The sequence below is a fragment of the Pollutimonas bauzanensis genome (genome assembly GCF_040393045.1).
In the GTDB taxonomy this organism is placed as follows: domain Bacteria; phylum Pseudomonadota; class Gammaproteobacteria; order Burkholderiales; family Burkholderiaceae_B; genus Pollutimonas; species Pollutimonas bauzanensis_A.
Window position 1 is genome coordinate 12,545 of the sequence record NZ_JBEBUX010000048.1, and the last position, 15,468, is coordinate 28,012.

Annotated in this window: 12 protein-coding genes; 11 read left to right on the top strand and 1 reads right to left on the bottom strand. The window is 54.7% G+C overall.

What is annotated here, in order from left to right; translation table 11 throughout:
* The first annotated feature begins 328 nt into the window (after positions 1 to 328).
* The 10 genes from ABWO67_RS09580 to ABWO67_RS09625 all read left to right on the top strand — a co-directional run bounded on the left by ABWO67_RS09580 (position 329) and on the right by ABWO67_RS09625 (position 14,038).
* The gene (locus ABWO67_RS09580; protein ID WP_353150903.1) at positions 329 to 1,603 is read left to right on the top strand and encodes an MFS transporter; all 1,275 of its coding nucleotides are present in this window, start codon (positions 329 to 331) and stop codon (positions 1,601 to 1,603) included.
* 52 nt (positions 1,604 to 1,655) lie between these two features.
* Positions 1,656 to 3,041, top strand: coding sequence for a NarK family nitrate/nitrite MFS transporter (locus ABWO67_RS09585; RefSeq protein WP_353150906.1), 1,386 nt, complete (start codon positions 1,656 to 1,658; stop codon positions 3,039 to 3,041).
* 170 nt (positions 3,042 to 3,211) lie between these two features.
* A complete protein-coding gene (locus ABWO67_RS09590) occupies positions 3,212 to 6,955 on the top strand; it encodes a nitrate reductase subunit alpha (protein WP_353150909.1) in 3,744 nt (1,247 codons plus the stop codon).
* A complete protein-coding gene (gene narH / locus ABWO67_RS09595) occupies positions 6,952 to 8,523 on the top strand; it encodes a nitrate reductase subunit beta (RefSeq protein ID WP_353150911.1) in 1,572 nt (523 codons plus the stop codon). Before ABWO67_RS09590 ends, narH begins: the two co-directional genes overlap by 4 nt.
* A 15-nt stretch (positions 8,524 to 8,538) precedes the next feature.
* Positions 8,539 to 9,180: a nitrate reductase molybdenum cofactor assembly chaperone gene (gene narJ, locus ABWO67_RS09600; protein ID WP_353150938.1), complete on the top strand. Its 642-nt coding sequence runs from the start codon at positions 8,539 to 8,541 to the stop codon at positions 9,178 to 9,180.
* A gap of 18 nt (positions 9,181 to 9,198) precedes the next feature.
* Complete coding sequence (narI, locus tag ABWO67_RS09605; RefSeq protein ID WP_353150914.1) at positions 9,199 to 9,882, top strand: respiratory nitrate reductase subunit gamma; 684 nt, start codon at positions 9,199 to 9,201, stop codon at positions 9,880 to 9,882.
* Positions 9,883 to 9,916: 34 nt separating this feature from the next.
* Entirely contained in the window at positions 9,917 to 10,663 is a 747-nt protein-coding gene (locus ABWO67_RS09610) for a peptidylprolyl isomerase (protein WP_353150916.1), read from the top strand.
* 7 nt (positions 10,664 to 10,670) lie between these two features.
* The gene (locus ABWO67_RS09615) at positions 10,671 to 11,345 is read left to right on the top strand and encodes a carbonic anhydrase (RefSeq protein WP_353150919.1); all 675 of its coding nucleotides are present in this window, start codon (positions 10,671 to 10,673) and stop codon (positions 11,343 to 11,345) included.
* A 30-nt stretch (positions 11,346 to 11,375) separates the two neighbouring features.
* Entirely contained in the window at positions 11,376 to 13,316 is a 1,941-nt protein-coding gene (locus tag ABWO67_RS09620) for a type IV pili methyl-accepting chemotaxis transducer N-terminal domain-containing protein (protein ID WP_353150922.1), read from the top strand.
* 38 nt (positions 13,317 to 13,354) lie between these two features.
* Complete coding sequence (locus ABWO67_RS09625; protein WP_353150925.1) at positions 13,355 to 14,038, top strand: response regulator; 684 nt, start codon at positions 13,355 to 13,357, stop codon at positions 14,036 to 14,038.
* Between the two features lie 5 nt (positions 14,039 to 14,043).
* Here ABWO67_RS09625 and ABWO67_RS09630 read toward each other — a convergent pair whose 3' ends face one another.
* The gene (locus tag ABWO67_RS09630) at positions 14,044 to 14,463 is read right to left on the bottom strand and encodes a DUF3293 domain-containing protein (protein WP_353150928.1); all 420 of its coding nucleotides are present in this window, start codon (positions 14,461 to 14,463) and stop codon (positions 14,044 to 14,046) included.
* 204 nt (positions 14,464 to 14,667) lie between these two features.
* Here ABWO67_RS09630 and ABWO67_RS09635 point away from each other — a divergent pair, with 204 nt between their 5' ends.
* Positions 14,668 to 15,285, top strand: coding sequence for an OmpW/AlkL family protein (locus ABWO67_RS09635; protein ID WP_353150932.1), 618 nt, complete (start codon positions 14,668 to 14,670; stop codon positions 15,283 to 15,285).
* Positions 15,286 to 15,468: the final 183 nt, after the last annotated feature.

Below are 15,468 nucleotides of genomic sequence, written 5' to 3' on the forward strand. Positions count from 1 at the left end.
TTTTCGATGATAATCGCGTATTTTTGGTGATAACTGACTGAGGCGGCGGTTAATCTTTCCGTCTTCAAAATTGAATCTGTTTGTTACTTTGGCTTGCTGTCGTGGTGGCTGCGCGGATCAAGGGCTTGACGCGTTCTTCGATCAGCTTCAGCCGCGGGTCTCCGCTCCGCCGCTGCGGCTTCGCGACGCCCATGGGTGACGCTCCCTCACCTCAAATAACTAGTCATCTTGATGTTTTCATGCAGTTCGTGTGGGGAATAGCCCCAGCAAGTAGTGCTGTCTAAGCTTGTGCCTTACCGGTCATTTGATCTGAAAGGCAGCGAAAACCATGAGCAATAATTCTCCCGTTGGCTCCCGGAAAGCCATATCCGTGCTTGCTTCCAGCACGTTCGCCTTCACAGTCTGCTTCGCAGTGTGGATGATGTTCGCGGTGCTGGGAATTCCCATTAAAACGCAGCTAAACCTGACCGAGACCGAGTTCGGCCTCCTGGCGGCCATGCCCGTCCTTACGGGTTCGTTAATCCGGGTGCCGCTTGGCATCTGGACCGACCGGTATGGCGGTCGTATTGTTTTCTTCCTGACCATGCTGATTGCCGTCGTGCCGATATGGCTTATGGCTTATGCGACAACGTATTGGCAATTTCTGGTGCTGGCGCTTTTCGTTGGTTTGGTGGGCGGTTCGTTTTCGGTGGGAACGCCATATGTCGCACGCTGGTTCCCGCGAAGCAAGCAAGGGTTCGCCATGGGGGTGTTTGGCGCAGGCAATTCCGGATCCGCAATTACCAAGTTTGCAGCGCCCGCTCTCATCATCGCTGCCGGCGGAGCCTGGACGATTGTTCCGAAAGTCTATGCAGTGGCTTTGCTGGTAACCGCTGTGCTGTTCTGGCTGTTTTCTGCCACAAATCCTGCGCACAATGTCGGCAAGAGCGTTGGCTTCGGAGAGCAAATGAGGGTGCTCAAGGATCCCCGCGTATGGCGCTATTGCCAATACTACTCCGTCGTGTTCGGGGGCTATGTCGCTTTGGCGTTATGGATGACCAAATATTACGTCGGCGAATATGGCTTCGACATCCAGGTCGCGGCATTCCTGGCGGCCTGCTTCTCCTTGCCCGGCGGTGTGTTGCGGGCAGTGGGCGGGTGGGTTTCTGACCGCTACGGCGCATACAAGACAACGTGGTGGGTCATGTGGGTGTGCTGGGTGGCATTTTTCATTCTCAGCTACCCCCAAACGGAATTCACCATCCAGACGGCGACGGGCCCCCAGACTTTTCAGATAGCGCTCAGTCCAACGCTGTTCACCGTGTTGATGTTTATTGTCGGCATCGCTACGGCAATAGGCAAGGCCTCGGTATTCAAATTTATCTCTGATGACTTCGACGACAACATCGGCGCGGTCTCGGGTGTGGTTGGCCTGGCCGGCGGGCTTGGCGGCTTCGTCTTGCCCATTATGTTCGGTGTGTTGCTTGACCTGACTGGCGTTCGTTCCAGTTGTTTCATGTTGCTGTATGGCACGGTCTGCGTCTCGCTGGTATGGATGCACTTCAGTTTTCGTCCGCAGCAACGTCAGAAAGGCGCCAGTTCCGCTTTGAGCGCTCCCGCCTGATTCTAAACATCACGGCAGTGCCTATCACCCAAATTTTTCAGCGAGTATAAAAATGACGAGTCAAACTTTGAGCCGTTGGGAACCCGAGAACGCCGCGTTCTGGGAGAAAACCGGCTCGCGGGTTGCGCATCGCAACCTCTGGATATCCATCCCCGCGTTGATGCTGGCGTTCTGCATCTGGATGTTGTGGAGCGTGGTGGTGGTGAACCTGGACAGGGCCGGCTTTCAGTTTTCTAAAAATCAGATGTTCTGGCTCACAGCGCTACCGGCGTTATCCGGTGCGACCCTGCGAATTTTTTATTCTTTTTTGGTACCGATTTTTGGTGGGCGGCGCTGGACGGCAATTTCTACGGCTTCGCTGCTGATTCCCGCTTTGGGCATGGGTTTCGCATTGCGCGACCCCACCACGTCATATCCCACCTTACTGGTGCTTGCACTCTTGTGCGGACTGGGCGGGGCTAATTTCAGCTCAAGCATGTCCAATATCAGTTTCTTTTTTCCCAAATCGAAGAAGGGCTTCGCAACGGGCTTGAATGCGGGCGTTGGCAATTTGGGTGTTTCTGTGGTGCAGTTTATCGTACCCCTGGTGATATCTGTCGGCGTATTTGGCGCGCTAGGGGGCGAACCGCAACACTATACCGTTGATGGGGCAGAGCGCAGCCTCTGGTTGCAGAATGCAGGTTTTGTCTGGGTTCCGGTAATCCTGGCGGCGTCGGTGGCTGCGTGGTTTGGAATGAACGATATTGCCGATGCCCGCGCATCATTTGCCGATCAGGCCGTTATTTTCAAGCGCAAACATAATTGGCTAATGTGTTGGCTGTATGTGGGCACCTTCGGCTCCTTTATCGGGTTCTCGGCGGGCTTTGCCATGCTGACGAAAACGGTGTTTCCAGATGTCAATCCCATGACCTATGCTTTTTTGGGACCTTTGGTGGGCTCGTTGACCAGGCCTGTAGGTGGTTGGGTTTCTGACAAAGTGGGCGGCGCGCGAGTCACTTTGTACACGTTTATTTGCATGATTATGGCAGTGCTGGGCGTGCTGGTATTCATACCTGCACAGGGTCAGGCCGGTAACTTTTCAGGCTTTCTGGCCATGTTCATTGTCTTGTTTGCGCTGACCGGCGTTGGCAACGGCTCGACATTCCGCATGATTCCAGTCATTTTCCTGACCGAACGCCAACGCGAGGCTCGTGGCAAAGGCGACCAAGCGCAACGGCAAGCGGTGGTCGATGCCAGTAAAGAGTCAGCTGCCGTGCTGGGGTTTTCGGGGGCGATCGGTGCCTACGGCGGTTTCTTTATTCCCCGCAGCTTCGGTACATCCCTTGAACTCACCGGCGGCGCCTCTGCCGCGCTGCTCTGCTTTATTGCCTTTTATCTCACTTGCGTGGGCATTACGTGGTGGTTTTATGCGCGCAAGAATGCCGCAATGCCATGCTAGCAAGGTAAGGAATACGGCAAGTGACTACGCCATTCGACCTATACGCACTAGTCCCCTTGCCGTCGCTGCCTTCTCAAAGGGATGAATAGGCATGTTGCCCTATCAGTCACTACAGTATCTGTACACACATATATGCCACGCTGAGCTTCTCGGCAGCCATGGAGAAATGAATGAGCCACTTCCTCGATCGACTGAAATTCATGTCGCGCGTCCAATCCACGTTCTCAGGAGGGCACGGCGAAGTCGTCAATGAAGACCGAAAGTGGGAAAATGCCTATCGCAGCCGCTGGCAGCACGATAAAGTCGTTCGTTCCACACATGGTGTTAACTGTACCGGCTCCTGCTCCTGGAAAATCTACGTCAAGAACGGCTTGATCACCTGGGAAACGCAGCAAACGGATTACCCACGCACCCGCCCTGATCTTCCCAATCACGAGCCGCGTGGTTGTCCACGTGGTGCGTCATATAGCTGGTATGTGTATTCGGCGCAGCGCGTCAAGTACCCCATGATTCGGGGACGCTTGATGGCACTGTGGCGCGAAGCCCGTAAAACGCTCGACCCTATCGCTGCCTGGGCATCGATTAGCCAGGATCCGGAAAAAGCGCGCCACTACAAGTCCGTGCGTGGTCTCGGTGGTTTCGTACGTGCCGACTGGGAAACGTCGATGGAAATCGTTGCCGCAGCCAACGCGTATACCATCAAAAAATTTGGTCCTGATCGCGTAATCGGTTTCTCTCCAATTCCTGCAATGAGCATGGTCAGCTATGCCGCTGGCTCACGCTACCTAAGCCTTATCGGTGGCGTATGCCTGAGTTTTTATGATTGGTATTGTGACCTGCCGCCGGCCAGCCCACAGATTTGGGGTGAACAAACCGATGTGGCCGAATCGGCCGACTGGTACAACTCCACCTATCTTATGGTGTGGGGTTCGAATGTGCCCCAAACCCGCACGCCCGATGCGCATTTTTACACTGAGGTTCGCTACAAAGGTACCAAGACAGTAGCGGTATCCAGTGATTTCGGTGAAATGGTCAAGTTCGGGGACATTTGGCTTGCGCCCAAACAGGGCACCGATGCGGCGCTGGCCATGGCGATGGGCCACGTCATTCTCAAGGAATTTCACCTGTCGGGTAAATCGGATTACTTCCGTGATTACGCCCGACAGTACACCGACATGCCCATGTTGGTTCTGCTCAAAGAACGCGACGGCAGGCTTGTGCCGGATCACTTCCTGCGTGCCTCACACTTGCACAATAATCTGGGCCAGGCGAACAACCCAGAGTGGAAAACACTAGTCATCGACGATCTTAGTGGCGACCTGGTTGCACCGAATGGTTCGATCGGGTTGCGATGGGGCGAGAATACCGCTGGGTCGGACGGCAAGGCAGGGCGCTGGAATCTGGAGCTCAAGGATGCCGCCAACGGCCAGGCCATTGTCCCGCGGCTTAGCCTTATGAACGCGTACGACCTCGTTACCGAGGTGGCTTTCCCTTATTTCGGTAGCGAACACAACGATGTCTTGTTTCGACGCATTCCGACCCGGCGTTTGACGCTTGCTGATGGCAGCAGTGCGCTTGTAGCCACCGTATATGACTTGCAAATGGCGAACTACGGCGTGGATGCCGGTTTGGGCGGCCCTAATGTGGCCACTGACTTCAACGACGATGTGCCCTATACGCCAGCATGGCAGGAAAAACATACCACCGTACCGCGCGAAAGTGTCATACAGGTGGCGCGTGAATTCGCCCAGAACGCCCACGATACGCAGGGCAAGTCCATGGTGATTGTGGGTGCCGGCTTGAACCACTGGTATCACATGGATATGGCCTATCGCGGCATCATCAATATGCTGGTTATGTGCGGATGCGTGGGAAAAAGCGGTGGCGGTTGGGCGCATTACGTGGGTCAGGAAAAGCTGCGTCCTCAAGCGGGTTGGGCGCCTCTGGCATTTGCGCTTGATTGGTCGCGTCCGCCACGCCAAATGAACGGCACCTCGTTTTTCTATGCTCATAGCAGCCAATGGCGCCACGAGCAACTGGCTGTAAGCGAAGTTTTGGCTCCGACTACGGATCAGGCCAATTACAATAAGCTCAGCCTTATCGATTTAAACGCCAAGTCCGAACGCATGGGTTGGTTGCCATCGGCGCCTCAGCTTGAAACCAATCCGCTGGATATTGCTGACCAGGCCGGCACAAAAGGCGTGGATCCAATCACGTACGCGGTAGAAGGCCTGAAAAGCGGCACGCTGAGCATGAGTTGCGATGATCCGGATAATCCCGCCAACTTCCCGCGCAACATGTTTGTATGGCGTTCCAATTTGCTGGGCTCCAGCAGCAAGGGCCATGAATACTTTCTTAAGTATCTACTAGGTACGCAAAACGCTGTTTTCAGTGATGAAAGCAACGCCATAAAGCCATCCGAGGTACGTTTTCAGGAAGAGGCCGCTCAAGGCAAGCTCGACTTGCTCACCGTCCTGGATTTTCGCATGAGCACCACCTGTTTGTATGGCGATATCGTGTTGCCGACCGCAACATGGTACGAAAAAGACGACCTCAATACGTCTGACATGCATCCTTTCATCCATCCCTTGAGCGAGGCAGTGCAACCCCTTTGGGAAAGCAAGACGGACTGGGAAATATATAAACTTCTGGCGAAAAAATTTACCGAAATCGGCGGAGCCTATCTTGGTGTGCGCAAAGACATCGTTTTGACACCGCTCATGCACGATACCCCCGGAGAACTGGGCCAGCCTTTCGAACCCCGTGACTGGAAGCATGGCGAATGTGACTTGATTCCAGGCAAAACAGCGCCCGCCATGACGGTGGTCGAGCGCAATTATCAAGACATTTATCGTAAGTTCACTTCTGTTGGTCCGCTGCTGGACAAACTCGGCAACGGCGGTAAGGGAATCAACTGGAATACCGAGCACGAAGTCAAGGACCTGGGCGGCTCCAACAAGCTTGTGCTTGAGCCCGGCGTAAGCCAGGGTCGGCCGCGGCTGGATACCGCTATCGACGCCGCCGAAATGATATTGACCTTGGCGCCAGAAACCAATGGCCACGTATCGGTCAAGGCCTGGAAGGCGCTGAGCAACATTACGGGTGTCGACCACGAACATCTTGCCGCAGGCCGCGAGCACGACAAAATTCGTTTTCGAGACATTCAAGCGCAGCCGCGCAAAATTATTTCATCACCGACGTGGTCTGGCGTGGAAAGCGAGGAAGTCAGCTACAACGCCGGGTACACCAATGTGCATGAACTGATACCTTGGCGCACGCTTACTGGCCGTCAGCAGTTTTATCAGGATCATCGCTGGATGCTGGATTTCGGCGAAGGTTTCTGTGTTTACAAGCCTGCTGTCGATACCAAGACTGTGCAGCCGATGCTGAATCGCTACCCTAACGGAGAGCACGAGCTCGTGCTCAACTGGATTACGCCGCATCAAAAATGGGGCATACACAGTACCTATTCCGACAACTTGCGCATGCTCACGCTCAGCCGTGGCGGGCCGCATGTCTGGATCTCGGAAATCGAGGCCAAGCAGGCCGGCCTGGTCGACAACGACTGGGTGGAGGTCTTCAACATTAATGGTGTGGTCACCGCCCGGTTGGTGGTCAGTCAGCGAGTGCCGGTGGGCATGTGCCTGATGTATCACGCGCAGGAAAAGATCGTGAACGTGCCGGGCGCGCAAACCAGCGGTAAACGCGGCGGTATCCATAACTCGGTGACTCGGGCGGTACTCAAGCCGACTCACATGATAGGCGGGTACGCCCAGCAGGCCTATGGCTTTAACTACTACGGCACCGTGGGCAGCAATCGCGACGAATTCGTGGTGCTGCGCAAGATGACGAAAATTGATTGGATGGAAGGCCCGCTCGAACAAGATGCCATGGCAGAAGGAGCTCAAAAATGAAAATCCGTGCGCAAATCGGCATGGTCCTGAACCTGGACAAGTGCATAGGCTGCCATACCTGCTCGGTCACTTGCAAGAATGTCTGGACAAGCCGCGATGGCGTTGAGTACGCCTGGTTCAATAACGTCGAGACCAAGCCAGGGGTAGGCTACCCGAAAGAATGGGAGAATCAGGCTAAATGGAACGGCGGCTGGGCGCGTACGCACAGCGGAAAGTTGCAGCCGCGCCAGGGCGGAAAACTGCAGATATTGGCCAATTTATTCGCCAATCCAAACCTGCCTCAAATAGACGATTACTACGAGCCGTTTACCTACGATTACGAACATCTACAGAATGCCCCATTAAGCCAGACGCCACCGACAGCACGGCCAATATCAGTGCTGACCGGAAAGAAGATGGAAAAGATAGTATGGGGCCCCAACTGGGAAGATGACCTCGGCGGTGAATTCAGCGCGCGCGGCAAGGATGCCCTGTTTGAAGGTGTACAGAAGGAAATGTATTCGACCTTCGAAAATACCTTCATGATGTATCTGCCCCGCTTGTGTGAGCACTGCTTGAATCCCACCTGTGTGGCAAGCTGTCCTTCGGGCTCCATCTACAAGCGCGAGGACGATGGCATCGTCTTGGTCGATCAGGATAAATGCCGCGGCTGGCGGATGTGTATTTCTGGCTGTCCGTACAAGAAAATCTATTACAACTGGCAAAGTGGCAAGGCCGAGAAGTGTACGTTTTGTTATCCACGTATCGAGGCAGGCCAACCGACAGTATGTTCCGAAACTTGCGTAGGCCGAATCCGCTACCTTGGCGTCATGCTGTACGACGCTGATCAAATCGAACGCGCTGCCGCTACGCCCGATGTACAGGACTTGTACGAACAACAGCTTGGCCTGTTTCTCGATCCGCACTCTCCAGAGGTCATCGCAGAAGCGCGCAAGCAGGGTATTCCCGAAAGCTGGCTCGACGCGGCGCGCAAGTCACCGGTATACAAAATGGCGTGCCAATGGAAAGTCGCGTTCCCGTTGCATCCCGAGTACCGCACCCTGCCCATGGTTTGGTATATACCACCGCTTTCGCCGATACAGTCGGCAGCCGAGGCCGGCCGCATGCCGCACACCACATTCGGAACCAACGGTGTTATTCCCGATGTGGACAGCCTGCGTATTCCAGTGCGCTATTTGGCAAACCTTCTTACCGCAGGCAAGGAAGAACCCGTGGTAAGTGCGCTCAAGCGCATGCTGGCGATGCGCGCCTACAAGCGCTCTGAAACCGTGCACGGTGTAACGGATACCGCGGTACTCAATGCGGTAGGGCTTGACGCTGTCACGGTCGAAGATATGTACCAGATCATGGCTATTGCCAACTACGAAGATCGTTTTGTCATTCCGTCCAGCCACAAGGAAATGGTGGAAGACAGTTTTAACGAAAAAGGTAGCTGTGGCTTTAGTTTCGGTAATGGTTGCTCGGGGGGCGTGTCTGAATCCGGCTTATTTGGCCGCAAGCCGCAAGGCAGCGAAATCTTTATTGAAATGCCCAAGTCGCGCAAAACGCCGACCGTGGTCGCCAAGTAAAAACTGGAGTCGATGATGCGTCTTTACCGGATTCTTTCCGTCTTGCTGGACTATCCCGAACAAGACATGCTCGATGCCTTGCCGGACATTGCACGAGCTCTGGAACCATGGCCTGAAGCCAAGCAATTGCTCTTGCCTCTGCTGGAATTTCTTGGCGCTTGCGAACTTATTTCCGCGCAGGAAAACTACGTCACTACCTTCGATCGCAATCCTGCGCATGCGCTGCATTTATTTGAGCACATACACGGCGAGAGCCGTGACCGCGGGCAAGCTATGGTCGACCTCCTTGCGGAATACCAACGTAGCGGTTTCGAACCCGGCGGTCCGGAACTGCCTGATCACGTGCCGCTATTTCTCGAGTTTCTTAGTCTGCTTGACAAGGATGCCGCAGAACCTCTATTGGGCGAAGCGATTCATGTATTGATGGCAATCGGAGGCAGGCTCGCGCGTAACGGAAGCCCTTATGCGGCTGCCTTTAATGTATTGCCTTCCCTGACCACTGTGAAGCCCAGGCTGCAAGCCGATCCGCCAGTGCGCGACATGGATGAAGCCATGGAAATATTCGGTGTGGGCGCCGATGGGGTCGAGCCTTTGCTGCGCCAGCCGGCGATGGGCGAGCATACGTTGCGGTTTCATCCACGCATGAATGCGGTGTGAGTCTCAAGGAAAATCAACATGAACACGCTACATCAATTTGTTTTCGGTATTTATCCTTACATCGCACTGGCGATTTTTCTTCTGGGCAGCCTGATCCGTTTCGATCGAGAGCAATACACCTGGAAAAGCGATAGCTCGCAATTGCTATATCGCGGCAATCTACGGCTTGGAAGCATCTTGTTCCATGTAGGCATCATTGGTCTGTTCTTTGGACACTTGGTCGGCTTGTTGACCCCTGTGTTCGTTTGGGATGCCATGGGTATATCTCATGGGTTGAAACAGGCATTTGCAATGGCTGCAGGCGGTGTAATGGGGGGAATTTGCCTGGTGGGTCTGCTCATCCTATTGCACCGACGATTATCTGATGCGCGCATCGCCGCGGCCACTCGTGGCGGCGACAAGATATTGCTGTTATGGATACTCATCACGCTGCTGCTGGGTCTCTCCACTATTTTTGTATCGGCCAGCCACATGGATGGCAGCATGATGGTGCAGCTGATGCATTGGGCCCAGCACATTGTCACGTTCCGCGGTGGCGCGGCCGGATACCTGATAGACGCACCCGCCTTGTTCAAGGCACATCTATTCATGGGCATTACGTTGTTCGTGCTCTTTCCATTCACCCGCTTGGTACACGTATGGAGCGGCTTTGGCTCCATAGGCTACCTGGGCCGAGCGTGGCAGCTTGTGCGCCCTCGCTAATTTCTTTCTTGTGCCATTCATCACGGAGCGCAGTATGGCAGTAATTGTGAACAATGTTGAACTCACCGACGCCGAGATGGCGGCGGAACTGCCTTTACATGCCGATGCCGAAAACCCCGTCCGGCGTGCGACAACAGCGCTTGTGCTGCGCCGGGTGCTGCTTGATGAAGCGGCCAAGTTGCAAATTGGCGGTAGCGATGACGAGGCAACCATAGGCGCATTGCTTGAGCGGGAGGTGCGTGTCCCCACGCCTGATGAGCAGAGTTGTAGACGCTATTACGCTCAGCATCCTGATCAGTTTATGGTGGGCGAGTTGATCGAAGCAGATCATATTTTGTTCCAGGTAACATCGGAAGTGGATCTGACATCGTTACGCGGCTTGGCACAGGATGCGTTGAATGCGCTAATTGCCGACCCCAGCTTGTTTGGTGCGCAGGCCAGGGCGCTATCGAACTGCCCTTCGGGTGCCGTTGGTGGCAGTCTTGGCCAATTGGCACGCGGCGATACGGTGCCAGAATTCGAGCGCGCCGTGTTTTCCCTGCAGGCCGGAGAGCTTCTTCCGCGCTTGCTCGAGACGCGTTATGGGCTGCATATCGTACGGGTTAACAGACGTGTCGAGGGCAGACTGCAGTCTTACGATGAGGCCGCAGGCGGCATTGCAAGTGCCCTGGCTGCAGTCAGCCGCGACACGGCATGGAAACAATACCTGCAACTACTGGTCGGCCGTGCTCATATTCAGGGTATCGAGCTGGAAGGCGCAGACAGCCCTTTAGTGCAATGAGAAATGTATGCACGATATCGAGCGATTTATCGGTGGATTCAAAAAATTTCAGCAACGGTATTTTGCTCAGCAGCCATCGTTATACAAGCGCCTGCGCGACGGCCAACAGCCCAGAACGTTGTTGATCGGTTGCTGCGATTCGCGTGTGGACCCCGCCTTGCTGCTGGGTTGTGATCCGGGCGATATTTTTACGGTGCGCAACGTAGCGAATCTAGTCCCTCCATATGGGGGCGGCTCTGCGCATCAAGGTGTGCTGGCAGCTATTCAGTTCGCGGTAGAGCAATTGCGTGTTGAGCGTGTGATTGTGCTTGGGCATAGCCAATGCGGCGGGGTGCGCGCCTTGATTGAACAGCAGTTCACAACGGATGATGAAGCCGGGGTGATAGGGCGCTGGCTGGGTATCGCAATGCAAGCCCGAAACCAGGTGCTGCGGCAGATGCCACAAGCTGATGTTGGCAAGCAGAGGCGCGCCTGCGAGCTGGCCTCTATCCTTGTCTCACTTAAGAACCTGGAAAGTTTTTCATGCGTACGCCGCCGTCTGGAACAGATGGCAATTACGTTGCACGGATGGTATTTTGACATGGATGCCGGTGCACTCTTAGCCTATTCGCCACGCGCAGATGCCTTTTTGCCGCTCGTATTTCCTTTCATGCCAGAGTTTGATGACTACGTTTTGGTATAAGTGTTACGTAAGTGTTGTAATGCGGCCAGCATGAACGAGACAACGCTTCTTTCCGACCGGCCGGAACTGCGCCACCGGCTTTCTACGCGCATTATCGCCAGCTCAGCGGTGGCGCTGGTAGTCGTGCTGTCGATGATTGCCTGGACGCTATTGCTGTCTTGGCAATTAGAAGGCGCTGGCGGCGCTATCAACGATAGCGGTAGCTTGCGTATGCGCGCCAATTCCGTCGCGGTAGAAATCGCAAAGATGCATATGCTGCCTGGCGGCGATCAGGTTCAGCGTGTCCGGGATCAGATCAAAACTCAAGATGACGTGCTGGCGCAACTGAAACGTGGCAATCCGGCACGGCCGTTATTCCTTCCAGATGATCGGGCTGTGTTGGCGCAAATGGCCAAGGTGCTGCATATCTGGCAATACGTTATGAAACCGGCAGCACTAGAGGCCGCCAACAACACCGGCAGCGAAACTTATTTTCTTGTTTTGCCTGAGTTCGTGCATCAGGCTGACAAGCTTGTGCGCATGATAGAAGAAGATAGCTCCGGCAAGACGTCGTTGCTACGCTTGTCGCAGGGCATTCTTATCGTGATCGCCTGTCTCGGTACGCTTGCCATGATTTATCTTCTTTATCTATGGATCATCTATCCGATATGGCGCTTGGGTGACGGCTTGCACCGTATGGCCGCTCGTGAATTCGGCGTTCGGCTACCTATCGAGAGCATGGACGAGTTCGGCGCGTTGGCGGCGGGATTCAATAAGATGGCTGGTGAGCTAGAAGGCTTGTACGGGAATCTTGAGGCCCGTGTTGCAGAAAAAACGTCCCAACTTGCTCAGCAGAACCGTGCACTCAGTGCCCTTTACGATATGGCGGCATTCCTGACTCAGCCTAATGAAATCGAGGATATGTGCCGGGGTTTTCTCGATCGTGTCATCCAACAGTTCGGCGCGGAGGCCGGAACAATCCGAACGCTCGATCCCTCGGCTGAAAGCCTCAGCATGGTGGTATCGCATGGTTTGTCAGAGAAGCACGATCGTGCAGAACATTGCATGAAAGTCGATGGTTGTTTTTGTGGGGCTGCCACCCGTAGCGGCGTGCTGTTTATCCGGGACATACACAGGGTCGCGGTACCAAAGGATTTTCAGTGCGCCGAAGAAGGGTTCCGTGGTTTGGCAGTATTTCGTATTCAGGCGCAAAAAGAGGTGCTGGGCTCTTTTTCTTTGCATTTTATCGGCGAGCTGGCGCTTGGTGCCGAAGAAAGGCATTTGCTTGAAACCCTGGGGCAACATCTTGGCATTGCCCTGGAAAATCGCCGTCTAAGCGCTCAGGCTCGGCAGTTGGCCATGATACAAGAGCGTGGCTTGATGGCCCAAGGGTTGCACGACAGCATCGCCCAGAGCTTGAATTTCCTTAACTTGCAGTTGCAGTTGCTCGATCAGGCGGCGACCCGCGGCGACCTTCGGGAAGTCAACGAGATAGTGCCGCTGCTGCGAGCCGGCATTGATGAAAGCTATCAGGATGTACGCGAGCTGCTGGGCAATTTTCGCAGCCGGTTAGGGCGAGGGGATTTGCTGACGGCAGTGGAGGCCACCGTCGCGCGATTCCGGCGGCAGAGCGGCATCGAAGTGATGATGATTGCCGACGATGGGCTGGCGGGGGCGCCTCTGCCTCCCGAGCAACAACTGCAAGTGCTATTTATTCTGCAAGAGGCACTGTCGAATGTGCGTAAGCATGCTCATGCCAGCAAGGTCGAAATCAAGATCGAGAACAGGCACGACTTTCGCTTGGTGGTGTCCGATGACGGCGTAGGCTACGATCCCGCCGAGGTGGCTGGCCGCATCGAGGAACACTTTGGTCGGCGTATCATGCACGAACGTGCTCAACACATGCAGGCATCGCTGGAATTGCGCGCAAGTCCTGGTGACGGTGCTTCTGTATCTCTTTTGCTGCCGGCGGCCGCACGGCAGGCAGCTTGAGCAAGGCAGTATTTTTTATTTGCAGGCAATGATTCCCCATGGCTATCCGTATTCTGCTCATTGATGACCATAGTTTGTTTCGCTCGGGCGTACGCCTGCTGTTGCAACGCCAACCTGATTTCGACATAGTCGGCGAAGCGCCCGATGGCCTGGAGGGAGTCAAGCGCGCCAAGTCATTGGCGCCCGATGTTATTTTGCTTGACTTGCATATGCCAGGTTTGTCGGGGCTTGAAACCCTGCAGTTGCTGGTCCAGGATCTACCTGATTGTGCCGTACTGATTTTAACGGTGTCCGAAGAGGCCGAGGAATTGGGCCAGGCACTGCGCGATGGTGCGCGCGGTTACTTGCTTAAGAATATTGATGCTGATGCGTTAACAACTGCCATACGGCGTGTCGCTGCCGGACAGCCGGTCATTACCGAGAGCATGACAGCCAAGCTTGTGGCGCAATTCCGGTCGCATACGCCAGGGGGGCATTCCGGTGAGCTCGAGCGTGCTCGCCTGACCGCCCGCGAACGCGAGATTGTTCAATGCCTGGCTCGTGGCGAAAGCAACAAAGTCATTGCCCGTAATTTAAGTGTGGCTGAAAGCACCGTCAAAATTCACGTTCAAAATATTCTGAAAAAGTTGAATCTTTCCAGTCGAGTGCAAGTGGCCGTTTATGCGGTCGAGCATGGGCTGCACGGCGAGGACCACTGGCCTGGCGGGGCGCCCGATAGATGATAAATCTAGGAATGCATCCACACCAGTTCGGGGATGGCACGGGCATCGGAAAATACAAAGGCGAGCTGCTTAAACTGTTCGGCCAGGGCACGGGCTTGTTCTAGCTGCATGCCCATCACCACTATCGTTGGTTCTAGTGGGCCATCTGCGTCAGCCGGAATGTTTTCGCCAAAGAAGTAAGAAACGCTCTGCATTTGAATGCTATCCAGCAATAGTTTCTGTGCGTCGCGATTTGCCTTGATGTCGACCGGCGCAGCCCCAGGGTTGTAAGCGGTAAGAATCGCAGCCGTATTCGCGCGGTGCTCCGACATCAGCTTGGCCAGACCTGCACTATATTTTCCGATACGCAGGCTGAAGCTTGCAGCAGGCGAGAACACCACATAATTGGTCTCTAGGAAAGCGGTGAGTAGGGGGTCGGGGATCATCAACAGATAGTAGCGGACATGGCGTTATCCTCGGTGACCTCGTCTCCATCAAGCAACAGGCGCACATGCTTTTTTGACTTATATCAAGAGTTCATGTGGCTGTTTCTTTAGGCCTTTTGATGATTGACCTGTGTCAACTTTATATCTCTGAACGCCTTTCACAATGAGGGTCACAAAGACCCTTTTTGAAAGATGGAGATTACGATGCAGGCAGGTTTACGCAATGCGGTACTAAGTTGTCTGGTCGCTGCCGGGGCTACTGCCGCGGCGCCGGCCACCGCTCACGAGGCGGGCGACTGGCTATTGAAAGCAGGCGTCACACATATCGAACCCAAGTCAAATAACGGCGATGTGCTGGGTGATGTCCGTCTGGATGTCGGCAGCAGCACACGGCCCAGCGTTAGCCTGACCTATATGGCCACCCGCAACATCGGCATAGAGCTTTTGGGCGCCTTCCCGTTCAAGCATGACATCAGTGCCCAAGGATTGGGCAATATTGGTTCTACCAAACACCTGCCGCCCACACTGAGCCTGCAATGGCATTTTCTGCCCGATGCCCAGATACAGCCCTATATCGGGGTAGGGCTGAACTACACCACCTTCTTCAGCACCAAGAGCTCATTGGGGCATCTGAGTCTGGATGATTCCTGGGGGTTGGCTGCACAACTGGGTGTTGATGTGAAATTGACTGATCGCTGGTTTATGAATGCGGACATACGCTATATCGATATTTCGTCCGATGTGAAACTGAACGGTCAGCGTATCGGGAAGACTCAGATCGATCCATGGGTAGCGACGGTCGGGGTTGGCTACCGGTTTTAAGCGACTTGTGCGACAGCGCCGCCATTGTGCGGCGCATTTGATTTGAGTCTTGACCTTGAGCGCTTCAAAGCCAGGCGCTGCTCCGGAAAAGACAAAAGCCTTGTAACTCTATGAGCTACAAGGCTTTAAATTCTTTGGCGGAGCGGACGGGACTCGAACCCGCGACCCCCGGCGTGACAGGCC

Excerpts from the sequence above, each read along its gene's own strand:
- ABWO67_RS09580 (WP_353150903.1), top strand. The coding sequence starts at position 329 with ATGAGCAATAATTCTCCCGTTGGCTCCCGGAAAGCCATATCCGTGCTT.
- ABWO67_RS09585 (WP_353150906.1), top strand. The coding sequence starts at position 1,656 with ATGACGAGTCAAACTTTGAGCCGTTGGGAACCCGAGAACGCCGCGTTC.
- ABWO67_RS09590 (WP_353150909.1), top strand. The coding sequence starts at position 3,212 with ATGAGCCACTTCCTCGATCGACTGAAATTCATGTCGCGCGTCCAATCC.
- narH (WP_353150911.1), top strand. The coding sequence starts at position 6,952 with ATGAAAATCCGTGCGCAAATCGGCATGGTCCTGAACCTGGACAAGTGC.
- narJ (WP_353150938.1), top strand. The coding sequence starts at position 8,539 with ATGCGTCTTTACCGGATTCTTTCCGTCTTGCTGGACTATCCCGAACAA.
- narI (WP_353150914.1), top strand. The coding sequence starts at position 9,199 with ATGAACACGCTACATCAATTTGTTTTCGGTATTTATCCTTACATCGCA.
- ABWO67_RS09610 (WP_353150916.1), top strand. The coding sequence starts at position 9,917 with ATGGCAGTAATTGTGAACAATGTTGAACTCACCGACGCCGAGATGGCG.
- ABWO67_RS09615 (WP_353150919.1), top strand. The coding sequence starts at position 10,671 with ATGCACGATATCGAGCGATTTATCGGTGGATTCAAAAAATTTCAGCAA.
- ABWO67_RS09620 (WP_353150922.1), top strand. The coding sequence starts at position 11,376 with ATGAACGAGACAACGCTTCTTTCCGACCGGCCGGAACTGCGCCACCGG.
- ABWO67_RS09625 (WP_353150925.1), top strand. The coding sequence starts at position 13,355 with ATGGCTATCCGTATTCTGCTCATTGATGACCATAGTTTGTTTCGCTCG.
- ABWO67_RS09630 (WP_353150928.1), bottom strand. The coding sequence starts at position 14,463 with ATGATCCCCGACCCCCTACTCACCGCTTTCCTAGAGACCAATTATGTG.
- ABWO67_RS09635 (WP_353150932.1), top strand. The coding sequence starts at position 14,668 with ATGCAGGCAGGTTTACGCAATGCGGTACTAAGTTGTCTGGTCGCTGCC.